We start from the raw sequence: 12,190 nt of genomic DNA, 5'->3' as shown, positions 1-12,190 counted from the left end.
ACCGGTTGTGATCAAATGGCCACTTTTGTGGCCAGGCCCTCGCGAGCGGAGTGTCCAGTGGTGCGGTGGGGAGCGGGGCTCCGCGGAGCGGTCGCGGTTTCGGCCCTGGGGTTGTTGAGCGGCGCACTGGTCGTCCTGTCCTCCGGCACGGCCGCCGCGAACAACGTCGACCTGGTGGTCGATTACACGTGCACGGGCGGAGTCGCGAAGAACGGGCCGGTGAACCTCCGGACCACGCTCTCGATCCCGACGACGCTCACGGTCGGACAGCCGCTCGGCGTCGACTGGTCGATCGCCTACATGGACGGCACCAAGTTCGGTTCCCCCGACTTCTTCGCGCCCAAGGGCAAGGTCACCGTCACCGGAGACGTGGAGCTCTCCGGCGGCTGGTACGGCGTGCTCAAGCCGACCGGCGCCCTGGAGCAGTCCGGCCCGCTCCGGCCCGACACCCCGCTGGAACTCCCCAAGGGGATCTCCGACGCGGCGCACACCACCCGGGCGACGAAGGTCAAGGTCACGCCGAAGACCCTGGTGGTGGACTTCACGCCCCCGGCCGGCGAGGTCATGGTCAACGACGACGACCCGCGGGTGCAGTACGAGACCGGCGACTGGCAGGACCTCAACGACCAGGACGCGCACCACGGCAACCACCACCACGACATCCACCGCGCGACGCAGAAGGATTCCAGGGCCGCCCTGGAGTTCACCGGAACCGGGATCGAGTACGTCGCCCAGCGTGATTACCGCGCGGGCAGGGTCCGGTTCTACGTCGACGGCAAGGAGACCACGCCGGCCTACGTCGACGCCTCGAAGGAAGACGACGGCACCCCGACGAACTTCGCCAACAAGGGCGGACTGACGCTGTGGAGCCTCCGCGGCCTCCCCTACGGCAAGCACCGCGTCCAGGTCGTGAACGACGAACAGGACAAGTGGGCGCAGCTCGACGCCTTCCGTGTGATCACCGACGAGCTGGCGAGCCCGCCGTCGCAGTACCGGGCCACCTGCACGCTCATCAGCGACCCGGTGTCCGTGGACGTCACCATCTCGAACACCTCGACCCCCACGGGGAGCTCCTCGCCCACTTCCACGAGCACCGCCACGAGCACTCCCACGAGGAGCTCGTCGCCCTCGGCCTCCAGTTCCTCTTCCGCCAGCAGCAGTTCCTCCGCGAGCAGTTCCTCGTCCGCCGCGGGGACGACGCCCAAGCCGACCGTCACCGTGACCGCGACCGTCACGCCCACCCGGGCGACGCCCACCACGCCCCAGGTCACACTGGTCCCGGACGGCGGAGCCGACACCGGCGTGGGTCCCGAGCAGACGCCGGGATTCGTTCTCGTCGGGGCCGGATCAGCGATGATCTTCGGCGGCGTGCTCGGCGGAGTGGCGCTCAGGCGGAGCCGGGCGTCCCACGCGGGCGGCCGGGAGTAGACGGGAGCGGCGAGGATGTATCAAGGGCCTTCGTACGGCGCGCCGGACCCCTATCAGGGGCAGACGACCCCTCCACCCGGCGGCAGGCGCAAGGGCATGCTGCTCCCGGGACTCCTGGTGGCCGGGTCGCTCGCCGGCGTGGGCCTGGTCATGGCGGGGCTGCTCGCCTATCTCGCCCCGCCCGCCGAGGAGGAGCCCTACGGGCCCCCGGCTCCGCTGGCGGCCACCATGCCGCTGGAGAACGCGCCGGAGCAGGGGCAGCAGGTGAACCCGGGACAGCCGCAGGGGCAGGACCCGGCGCCCCTGCCCGAACAGGTCGGGCCGGGCGGGACGGAGGTGCTCACCGCCGCCGCGCCCACGGCTCCGCCGCCGTTGCCCGTGGTGATGCCGCCGGAGCCGCTCAAGACCGGCACCCGCGTCATGCCCAGGAAGCTGGCCATTCCGAAGATCGGCGTGATGACCTCGCTGATGTCCCTCGGGGTCGACGCCAGGCAGCGGGTCCAGACGCCCCCGCTGAGCAAGCCGGGACTGGCGGGCTGGTACAAGCACGGCCCCATCCCCGGGCAGCAGGGCCCCTCGGTCGTCCTCGGGCATGTCAACGCCCACGGCAGGGCCGCCGTCTTCAGCCGCCTCAAGGAGCTCAGGCGCGGTGACAAGATCAAGGTGTCCCGCACGGACGGGGCGGTCGTGGAGTTCACCGTGGACGGGGTCGAGCAGGTCAGCAAGTCGACCTTCCCGTCCAAGCGGGTCTACGGCAACACGGGTGAGGCGACTCTGCGCCTGATCACCTGCGGCGGCGTCTACAACCCCAAGACCCGCCACTACACCGACAACATCATCGTCTACGCCACCCTCTCCGCCACTCGCCGCACCTGAGGGGGCGGCAGTGACGGGCGGCGCATCTCTTCACGGTGGGATGTCCGTACTGAGGGGGAATGCCGGAGCGATGGCCGGGTAGCCAGATTGGGTGAGACTCGACGACTGGTTCCTCACGGAGGAGGAACGGGACAACCCGGCGACACGGCTCGGCGCCTGGACGACCGGGAACCTCGTCCGTCCCCTCATCCACGGCGCCGCCTACTTCGCCGAGCTCAAGGCCCGCGTGGACCGGCTCACCAAGAACGATCTCCTTCTGTTCGCCGACTGGCGCGGCGACCCCGACGAGCGGCTCACCGACGACGGCCCCGGGGTGGCGCAGGTGATGGCCCAGGCGGCGGACAGGGGGGCGCTGGTCAGGGGGCTCATCTGGCGTTCGCACCTGGACGCGCTGCGCTTCAGCTCCGAGGAGAACCGGCACCTCGGCGAGGACATCGAGGCCACCGGCGGCCAGTGCCTGCTCGACACCCGGGTACGGCGGGGCGGCTCGCACCACCAGAAGTTCGTCATCCTGCGGCACGACGAGAACTCCGCCGAGGACGTGGCCTTCCTCGGGGGCATCGACCTGTGCCACAGCCGCCGCGACGACGCCGAGCACCGGGGCGACCCGCAGACCGTCGCCATGCCGAAGGCGTACGGCGACCGGCCGCCCTGGCACGACGTCCAGGTGATGATCCAGGGACCGGCCGTGGCCGAGGTGGAGACGGTCTTCTGCGAGCGCTGGGAGGACCCCGCCCCCGAGACCCGCCATCCGATCAAGCGGCTGCGCGACCACTTCGAGCGGATGGACGACGTGCCGCCGCTGCCCAAGCCGGGACCGCCTCCCGAGCCCGTGGGCACGCACGCCGTACAGCTTCTGCGGACCTATCCCTACCGGCGCAGCGCCTACCCGTTCGCGCCGAAAGGGGAGCGGAGCGTGGCCAGGGCCTACCACAAGGTGCTGCGGGCGGCCCGCTCGCTGGTCTACCTGGAGGACCAGTACCTGTGGTCCACCGAGGTGATCGAGCCCTTCGCCGAGGCGCTGGAGCGGGAACCGGAGCTCCGCATGGTCATCGTGGTCCCGCGCCACCCCGACCAGGACGGCTGGCTCGCCGGGCCGGCCAGCCTGATCGGCAGGGCCGACGCGCTCACCAGGCTCCAGCAGGCGGGCGGCGACCGGATCGCGGTCTACGACCTGGAGAACCACGAGGGCACGCCGGTGTACGTGCACGCGAAGGTGTGCGTGGTCGACGACGTGTGGGCGGCGGTCGGCTCGGACAACGTCAACCTGCGGTCGTGGACCTACGACTCGGAGCTGAGCTGCGCGGTGATCGACGAGGAGCCCGATCCCCGCCCGCCCGCCGGAGCCCGCAGGTACGCCCGCGAGCTGCGCCTCGCCCTCGCCGCCGAGCACCTGGACCGCGACCCCGCCGACGTGGACGACCTGTGCGACCCGAAGGAGGCCTTCGAGGCGTTCGCCCGCTCGGCGGACGCGCTCGACGCCTGGCACCGGGGAGGATGCCAGGGCGCGAGGCCGCCGGGACGGCTGCGCCCGCACGCGCAGCCGGAGCTGGGCCGGTGGCGCAGAGTGCTGGCGATGCCGATGTACCGGCTCGCGGTGGACCCCGACGGACGGCCACCCGCCCTGCGGAGGTCGAAGAACTTCTGACCTCCTCCCGTGCCGTTCCCGTCGGGACGCGGCCGGCCCCCGCCCCGGGCGGAACGGGACGGGGGCCGGGCCGGTCGCGGCCGGTCCGGATCAGTCGCGGCGGAGCGCCTCGGCCACCAGTCCGGCGCCGATCCCGAGCAGCCAGACGTCCTTGGCCAGGGCCATGCCCTGGTGGGTGGGGCGCACGCTGCCCTTCTCACGCATGCCCGGGGTCTTGAGGTAGAGACCGAACAGCCCGCCCGCGAAGGCCGTGAGCGCGGCGCCCGCCACCGCCGAGGGCACCAGCGGGATCGCCAGCGCCACCCCGAGGGCGATCTCCGCCTTGGACAGCAGCCGGACGAACTCCTTCGGGTCCATGTTCCTGAGGAAGGGGTAGGCGCCCGCGGCCATCCCGTGGAGCTGCGCCGCGGTCTCCTTGTCGACGGAGCCCTTGGTCAGGCCCGAGTTCAGGATGAGTGCGCCGGCGGCCAGGCGCGGCAGGATCTGGTGCGGGCGGGCCAGGAGCCTCATGGTTCCTCACAGTGATCGGCGGGACCGGTGGTCGGGCTCCTTCCCGGTCTCTCCGTCACCACTCCGGCGCTGATCGTTCCTTGAATCGGGGAAGGGGCTTTGCTGGACCACCCGTATCCCCCCTCATGGTGATCTTCTGGGGCAGAAGATAATCTATGCCCCTTTTACTAACGGGTTCCCGCTTCTAGGGATGTCTCCGTAAGATCTAGGGCGGACCGTGACCATTGGCTGGAATTGCGGGTAATGTCCCCGGCCGGTCAACCGCACTGAAATGGAGACAGACCGTGCTGAAGTCCAAGACGCGACGGCGCGTCATGGCCAAGACGGCAGCCATCGGAGCGGTGGGTGCGGGACTTATCTTCGGAGCCGTTCCGGCGCTCGCCTCAATGGCGGCGGCGCCCGTGCCGGTCACCTACACCTGTGAGACGGAAGCGGGTGTAAGCGCCACCTACAAGATCCAAATGGAGTTGACGGGACCGACCGCTCCGGTGCCGAGCTCTACGGTCGTCGCGACCTGGAAGATCGGTCCCAGTGCCTCGCCGAGCGGTCTCACCGCGCCCTCGGCGATTCCCAACACCGAGAAGCTCGTCGCCGACGCCGATGTCCTGATCACCTCCAGCCCCACGATCGTCCCCTCTGAGCTTCGCTCGGTCGCGGCCACCGGAGCCGCCGCCTCGATATCGCAGGGCGCCACGCTCCAGCCGCCGAATCTGCTGATCACGATGACCCCGACGGCGACCGGCGTCATCGCCGTGCAGCCGGACAACTTCTCGCTTTACCTGGCGCCGACGAACGCGTCCGACACCGATGGTGAGCTGTACGAGTGCACGGTCGCGACTGCGGAAGCGTCGGCGGCGGCGCTGCGGATCACGGTGAAGCCGTCCACGTCGTCCAGCAGCAGCACGACGCCGAGCAGCACTCCGACGACGCCCACACCCACGCCCACCCCGTCGGTGAAGCCGACGGTCACCGTCTTCGAGACCGTGACGGCGAGGGCCACCAGGACGAGGACGGGCCAGATCGACAAGACGCCCGACGGCGGGGCCTCCACGGGCGGGGGCGGGGACGCCGGTCCGGACGCGCGGGTGATCATGCTTGCCGGGGCGCTGATGGTGGGCGGGGCCGCGATCGGCGGGCTGGCACTGCGGCGCCGTACGGCGGCGCGAGGCTGACCGGAGCCCGGCGATGACCACACCGACGCCGGACGGCCGGTGGCCGGGGCCGCCCGCGGGACACGGGAGGCCCGGTCAGCCGTACCCTCGGCCCGGTTACCGGCAGGCCGCTCCGGGAGGGCCCGGGTATGTTCCGCCGGGGTACTCGCCGCCCGGGTACGGCGAGCCGTACGAGGATCCGGCCGGCGGCGGGCGGGTCCTGCGCTCCGTGCTGGTGCTGGCGGCCGTCGCCGGAGTGATCACGGTGCTGATCGGTTTGATCTTCATGGTCTCCTCGCCCGAGGAGTACGGCCTGGCGGATCAGCGGACCGCGCTGCCGCCGCGGGCGCAGCAGCAGAACACCGCCGCGCCCGCCGACCCGTACTTCCAGGCGCCCGCGAACGTGCCTCCGCCGCAGCCGACTCTTCCGGCGGCCCCGGCGATGCAGCCCTCGACCCCGGTGCGCCTGGTCATCCCGCGTCTCGGAGTCAACGCGCCGATCAAATCCGTGGGGCTCGACAGGCAGGGCGCGATCGAGGTGCCGCCGGTGAACAACGCCAACCTCGCCGGCTGGTACCGGGAGGGGCCGACGCCGGGGGAGGCGGGGCCGTCGATCATGCTGGGACACAAGGACACGCGGACGGGGAGCGCGGTGTTCAGCCGCCTCCACGAGATCCGCAACGGTGACGTCATCGAGGTGCACCGGCAGGACGGGATGATCGCGGTGTTCACCGTGGGCGGGCTGGAGCAGGCGGACAAGTCGGTGTTCCCGACGCAGCGGGTGTACGGGGAGTCGCCCAGCCCGCAGCTCCACCTGATCACGTGCGGCGGGACCTACAACCGCTCGACCGGTCACTACACGGACAACGTGATCGCCTATGCCACGATGACGAGCACCCGCCGGGCATGAGCGCGGACACCGTTTCCGGGACCGGCGAGCCCGGGGAGGCGGAGGGGCTCGGGAAGACCGGAGCGATCGGGGGATCCGGAACCGCCATGAAGTCGGAGACCGTCAAGGAGACCGGGGACCTCGGGGAGACCGGGACCGTCGAGGAGGCCGGGGACGCGGCGGAGACCTCTCGGGGCCGGTCGCGGGGATGGTGGAACCTGCCGCAGACGCCGCCGCTCCTGCTGATCGTCGTGCTCGCCGCGACCGCCTACGCCGTCCTCGGCCTGGTCAAACTGGCCACCTTCCGCGCCAGCACCTTCGACCTGGTCATCTTCGACCAGGCCGTGAGCGGTTACGCGGGCTTCGGCCCGCCGCTGGAGCCCTCGGTCGGCATGTTCTACGGCCGGGGGATGGACTTCGTCCAGCTCGCCGACCACTTCTCGCCGATCGTCGCCCTGTTCGCCCCGCTGTACTGGATCCACGACGGGCCGGAGACCCTGATCATCGCCCAGGCGGTGCTGTTCGCGCTGGCCGCGATCCCGATCTGGCGCTACGCCGAGCGCCGCCTCGGCGCCGGGAGCGCCTACCTGGTCGCGGCGGCGTACGCGGTGTCGTGGCCCGTGGCGCAGGCCGCCGGGTTCGACGTCCACGAGGCGGCCTTCGTCCCGCTGCTGAGCGCGATCATGATCGAGCGGTCCGACGCCGGGCGGATGCCGCCGGCGGTGGTGGCCGCGCTCGGCCTGCTGCTGGTCAAGGAGGACATGGGCCTGCTCGTGGCGGGCTTCGGCGTCTACCTCTTCCTCACGCGCAGGCGGTTGCTCGGGGCCGCGTTCGTGGTCTTCTCCCTGGGTGCGCTGGTGATGATCCGCAGCGTGCTGATGCCGATGGCGGGATCGGGCGAGGCGGGTTTCCACTGGGCCTACGGCAGGTGGGGGCAGAGCCTGGGCGAGGTGGCCCTCGGCCTCGCGCGCGATCCGCTGGGCGCGCTGTGGCAGTTCGTCAGCCCGGAGATCAAGGTCGACACGCTGGCCTTCCTGCTCTGGCCGGTGCTGCTGACCGCGCTGCTGTCCCCGCTGGTCCTGGTGGCGCTCCCGCTGGTCGCCGAGCGGTTCCTGGCCGACCGCCCGCAGTGGTGGGGGCCGGAACACCACTACAACGCCTTCATCGTGGCGATCCTGTTCTGCGCCGCGGTGGACGGGGTGGACCGGCTCGGCAGGCGGCTCCGGGAGAGGGACGGCGGCCGGAACCCGCGCCGGGACCTCGGCCGTCCCTGGGCGATCGCCGTGTGCGTGATCGGGATCACCTTGATCCCGCGGTTCGCGCTGGGCAATCTCGTCGAGTGGTCCTTCTACGAGGGCGACCCGCACGTCGCGGCGGCCCGGGAGGCGGTGGCCAAGGTTCCGGACGGGGTGCTGGTGGAGGCCGTCAACCACGCCGGCCCGGCGCTCACCTCGCGGACGACCGTGCTGCTGTGGGGGCCGAGCGCGTACGGCGCGCCGTGGATCGTGGCCGACGTCGACCGGTGGACCTTCCCCTTCCCCACCCACGACGCCCAGCGGCAGCGGGTCGAGCAGGCCCTGCAGGAGGGCTATCGCAAGGTCTACGAGCGCGACGGCTACGTCGTGCTGAACCGGCCCTCCTGAGAGCGCCGCGCTGAACCGGCCCTCCTGAAAGTTTCAGCCTCCCCGTTCCCGAATGTCCGGTCTCCTCCGTGAGGGAGTCCTGGCTGACCTCGGCTTCCTCCCTTCCGGGCGACCTGGGGCACAGGAGTCGGTTGTTTCCTAGATTGACGCCTTTGTCGGAAATGCTCTACGGTCTGAGCGCTTGGAAAGCGCTTACACCCCATCCTCCTGCGGTCCGCGAGGATCCGCGTGCCCGCCGTACGGCCTCCCGGAAGAGGACGCTGCCGCGGTTCCGGCCACCCGGAGCGGAGGGGACCCCGAGTTCCCGCCACCGGCTCCCCGGACAGCTGAGATCGGAGCTCGAAGTGAGACATTCAAACCGTTCAGCCTCCCGGCCCCGCCGGGCGGCGGGCGCCGTGACGGCCGTCGTGGCGGCGGGCGCGATGCTCGGCGGCTGGAGTCCGGCGGCCCACGCGGCCGCGGGCTGCCGCGTGGACTACGCGGTGTCCTCCCAGTGGGGAGGAGGGTTCACCGGCGAGGTGAAGATCACTAACCTGGGCGCCGCGGTGAACGGCTGGACCCTGGACTGGGCCTTCGGCGCGGGCCAGCAGATCACCCAGGCGTGGAGCGCCACGGTGGCCCAGAGCGGCGCCCGGGTGAGCGCCGAGAACGTGGGATACAACGCGGCCGTCGCCACCGGCGCCACGGTCGCGTTCGGGTTCAACGCGTCGTGGAACGGCTCCGCCAACCCCGTCCCGGCCGCGTTCGAGCTCAACGGGGTCGCCTGCACCGGGACGGCGACGCCCACGGCGACCCCCACCGCCACGCCCACCGCGACACCGACCGTGAAGCCCACCGTCACCCCCACCGCCACGCCCACCGCGACACCGACCGCGTCCCCGACGACGATCCCGGCGGGCGCCAGGCAGGCGGAGGACCTGAACCGGGGCCTGATCAGCGTGCGGTCCGGCACCGGCAACCTCGTGTCCTGGCGGCTGCTGGGCACCGAGGCCGCCTCGACGGGCTTCAACCTCTACCGCGGCGGCACGAAGGTCAACTCCTCGCCGATCACCGGCTCCACCAACCACCTGGACGCCGGCGCCGCCGCCGACGCGGTCTACACCGTGCGGGCCGTGGTCGGCGGCGCCGAGCAGGCCGCCTCCGAGCCGTCGCTGCGCTTCGGCAACGGCTACCTGGACGTGCCCGTCCAGGCGCCGTCCGGCGGGACCACGCCGGACGGGGTCGCCTACACCTACGCCGCCAACGACGCGAGCGTCGGCGACCTGGACGGCGACGGCCAGTACGAGTTCGTGCTGAAGTGGGACCCGTCCAACGCCAAGGACAACTCCCAGTCCGGCTACACCGGCAACGTCTACGTGGACGCCTACCGGCTCGACGGCGCTCGGATGTGGCGGATCGACCTGGGCCGCAACATCCGCGCCGGGGCGCACTACACCCAGTTCCAGGTCTACGACTACGACGGCGACGGCCGGGCCGAGGTGGCCATGAAAACCGCCGACGGCACCAGGGACGGCGCCGGCAAGGTGATCGGCTCGTCCTCGGCCGACCACCGCAACTCCTCCGGCTACGTCCTGGCCGGGCCGGAGTACCTGACCATGTTCAACGGCCGGACCGGCGCCGCGGTGTCCACCGTGAACTACGACCCGCCGCGCGGGACCGTCTCCTCCTGGGGCGACTCCTACGGCAACCGGGTGGACCGCTTCCTGGCCGGGACGGCCTACCTGGACGGGCAGCGCCCCTCGCTGATCATGTCGCGCGGTTACTACACCCGCGCCGTGATCGCCGCCTGGGACTTCCGCGACGGCGCCCTGACCAAGCGCTGGACCTTCGACTCCAACGGCGACACGACCTACGCCGGGCAGGGCAACCACAGCCTCACGATCGGCGACGTGGACGCCGACGGCCGGGACGAGATCGTCTTCGGCGCCGCCGCGATCGACGACGACGGCGCGCCGCTGTGGAACACCCGCCACGGCCACGGCGACGCGGCCCACCTGGGCGACCTGGACCCCTCCCGGGCCGGCCTGGAGTACTTCAAGGTCAGCGAGGACTCCTCCAAGCCCGGCTCGTGGTTCGCCAGCGCCCGCACCGGCCAGGTGCTGTGGTCCACCGCCTCCGGCGGCGACAACGGCCGCGGCGTCTCGGCCGACGTCTGGGCCGGGAGCCCGGGAGCGGAGTCGTGGTCGGCGCGGGACACCGCCCTGCGCAGCACCACCGGCGCGTCCCTGGGCCGCGAGCCCTCCTCGATCAACTTCCTGGCCTGGTGGGACGGTGACCCGGTGCGCGAGCTGGTGGACGCCACCCGCGTCGACAAGTACGGCACCGGCGGGGAGACCCGGCTGCTGACCGCCTCCGGCGTGCACTCCAACAACGGCACCAAGTCCACCCCGTCGCTCTCCGGCGACCTGTTCGGCGACTGGCGCGAGGAGGTCGTCTGGCCGACGGGCGACAACACGGCCCTGCGGATCTACAGCACGCCCCACCAGACCGACCGGCGCGTCCACACGCTGATGCACGACACCCAGTACCGCGTCGCCGTCGCCTGGCAGAACACGGCCTACAACCAGCCGCCGCACCCGAGCTTCTTCATCGGCTCCGGCATGTCCGCCCCGCCGCAGCCCAAGGTCTACCTGCGCTGACCATGCTCTGACGACCTCCGCGGCCGTCACGGTCCCCGTCCGGCGCCACCGGGCGGGGACCTTCCGTCTCCCGCGCGGAGGTGAGTGTTACGGCAATCACAATCATCCTCCCCGGGGAGGGCGTAGACGTATGTTCTGTTGTAACCTCCTACTGACCGAATAATGCTCGGTTTGCATCGTCCGGTCTGAGTAGGGACGGAACCCAGGAGGCACTGTGGCAGAGGCGTACATCGTCGGGGCGGTCCGTACCCCGGTCGGAAAGAAGAAGGGCGGCCTGTCCACCGTCCACCCCACCGATCTGGCCGCGCACACGCTCAAGGCCCTGATCGACCGTACGGGCGTCGACCCCTCCGCGGTGGAAGACGTGATCATGGGCTGCGTCATGCAGTTCGGCCCGCAGAGCATGGACATCGCGCGCAACGCCTGGCTCTCGGCCGGCCTGCCGGAGAACGTCGCCGGCGTGACCATCGACCGCCAGTGCGGCTCCTCCCAGCAGTCGATCCACTTCGCGGCCCAGGGCGTCCTGTCCGGCACCCAGGACCTCGTGGTCGCGGCCGGCGTGGAGTCCATGAGCGTCGTCCCCATGGGGTCGAGCATCACCGCCGCGCTGGAGAAGGGCATGCCCTTCCCGTTCGGCGAGGGATGGGTCGAGCGGTACGGCAAGCAGGAGATCTCCCAGTTCCGCGGCGCCGAGCTCATGTGCGAGAAGTGGGACCTCAAGCGGGAGGAGCTGGAGCGCTTCGCCTACGAGAGCCACCAGCGGGCGGCCAAGGCCATCGCCAACGGCTACTTCAAGGACCAGATCGCCCCGATCAACGGCGTCGAGGACGACGAGGGCCCGCGCGCGGACACCACGCTGGAGAAGATGGCGGGGCTGAAGACCCTGCGCGAGGGCGGCCAGATCACCGCGGCCACCTCCTCGCAGATCTCCGACGGCTCCGGCGCGATCCTGATCGCCTCCGAGCAGGCGGTCCGCGACCACGGCCTGACCCCGCGCGCCCGCATCGTCACCCTGGCGCTCACCGGCGACGACCCGGTCTACATGCTGACCGCGCCGATCCCGGCGACCCAGAAGGCGCTGAAGCGCTCCGGCCTGTCGATCGACGACATCGACGCCACCGAGATCAACGAGGCGTTCGCCCCGGTCCCGATGGCGTGGATCAAGGAGATCGGCGCCGACCCGGCGAAGGTCAACCCCAACGGCGGCGCGATCGCCCTGGGCCACCCGCTGGGCGGCACCGGCGCGATCCTGATGACCAAGCTCCTGCACGAGCTGGAGCGCACCGGCGGCCGGTACGGCCTGCAGACCATGTGCGAGGGCGGCGGCCAGGCCAACGTCACCATCATCGAGCGGCTCTGACCGCATCCCCCGAGCGGCGTCGGGGCTCGCGGGCCGGATCGCCGGC

At 71.3% G+C, this 12,190-nt stretch carries 9 protein-coding genes; 8 read left to right on the top strand and 1 reads right to left on the bottom strand.

Annotated features, from left to right (window positions below; all coding sequences use genetic code 11):
• The first annotated feature begins 114 nt into the window (after positions 1 to 114).
• The 3 genes from Plo01_RS11810 (at position 115) to Plo01_RS11800 (ending at position 3,952) form a co-directional block, all read left to right on the top strand.
• Positions 115 to 1,428: a hypothetical protein gene (locus tag Plo01_RS11810; protein ID WP_203890575.1), complete on the top strand. Its 1,314-nt coding sequence runs from the start codon at positions 115 to 117 to the stop codon at positions 1,426 to 1,428.
• Positions 1,429 to 1,443: 15 nt separating this feature from the next.
• Positions 1,444 to 2,304: a class F sortase gene (locus Plo01_RS11805; protein WP_203890574.1), complete on the top strand. Its 861-nt coding sequence runs from the start codon at positions 1,444 to 1,446 to the stop codon at positions 2,302 to 2,304.
• A gap of 91 nt (positions 2,305 to 2,395) precedes the next feature.
• Positions 2,396 to 3,952: a phospholipase D family protein gene (locus tag Plo01_RS11800; RefSeq protein ID WP_203890573.1), complete on the top strand. Its 1,557-nt coding sequence runs from the start codon at positions 2,396 to 2,398 to the stop codon at positions 3,950 to 3,952.
• 90 nt (positions 3,953 to 4,042) lie between these two features.
• On the opposite strand, the gene Plo01_RS11795 is transcribed toward Plo01_RS11800, so the two are convergent.
• Positions 4,043 to 4,462 (bottom strand): hypothetical protein, encoded by a 420-nt coding sequence (locus Plo01_RS11795; RefSeq protein WP_203890572.1) that lies wholly within the window; start codon positions 4,460 to 4,462, stop codon positions 4,043 to 4,045.
• Between the two features lie 284 nt (positions 4,463 to 4,746).
• Between Plo01_RS11795 and Plo01_RS11790 the strand changes: the two genes are divergently transcribed.
• From Plo01_RS11790 to Plo01_RS11770, 5 genes are all read left to right on the top strand, one after another.
• On the top strand, positions 4,747 to 5,634 hold the full coding sequence (locus Plo01_RS11790) for a hypothetical protein (RefSeq protein WP_203890571.1): 888 nt from the start codon (positions 4,747 to 4,749) through the stop codon (positions 5,632 to 5,634).
• Positions 5,635 to 5,647: 13 nt separating this feature from the next.
• Complete coding sequence (locus Plo01_RS11785) at positions 5,648 to 6,523, top strand: class F sortase (RefSeq protein WP_203890570.1); 876 nt, start codon at positions 5,648 to 5,650, stop codon at positions 6,521 to 6,523.
• Positions 6,524 to 6,609: 86 nt separating this feature from the next.
• Complete coding sequence (locus Plo01_RS11780; RefSeq protein ID WP_203890569.1) at positions 6,610 to 8,145, top strand: DUF2079 domain-containing protein; 1,536 nt, start codon at positions 6,610 to 6,612, stop codon at positions 8,143 to 8,145.
• A 395-nt stretch (positions 8,146 to 8,540) separates the two neighbouring features.
• Complete coding sequence (locus Plo01_RS11775) at positions 8,541 to 10,784, top strand: rhamnogalacturonan lyase family protein (RefSeq protein ID WP_444980759.1); 2,244 nt, start codon at positions 8,541 to 8,543, stop codon at positions 10,782 to 10,784.
• A gap of 214 nt (positions 10,785 to 10,998) precedes the next feature.
• Entirely contained in the window at positions 10,999 to 12,144 is a 1,146-nt protein-coding gene (locus tag Plo01_RS11770) for an acetyl-CoA C-acetyltransferase (RefSeq protein WP_203890568.1), read from the top strand.
• Positions 12,145 to 12,190: the final 46 nt, after the last annotated feature.

Origin of the sequence: Planobispora longispora (genome assembly GCF_016863135.1) — a bacterium.
GTDB lineage: Bacteria > Actinomycetota > Actinomycetes > Streptosporangiales > Streptosporangiaceae > Planobispora > Planobispora longispora.
This window is presented reverse-complemented; position numbering and strand designations above follow the sequence as displayed.

Coding starts and splice junctions, on each gene's coding strand:
- Plo01_RS11805 (WP_203890574.1), top strand. CDS start 1,444: ATGTATCAAGGGCCTTCGTACGGCGCGCCGGACCCCTATCAGGGGCAG.
- Plo01_RS11795 (WP_203890572.1), bottom strand. CDS start 4,462: ATGAGGCTCCTGGCCCGCCCGCACCAGATCCTGCCGCGCCTGGCCGCC.
- Plo01_RS11785 (WP_203890570.1), top strand. CDS start 5,648: ATGACCACACCGACGCCGGACGGCCGGTGGCCGGGGCCGCCCGCGGGA.
- Plo01_RS11780 (WP_203890569.1), top strand. CDS start 6,610: ATGAAGTCGGAGACCGTCAAGGAGACCGGGGACCTCGGGGAGACCGGG.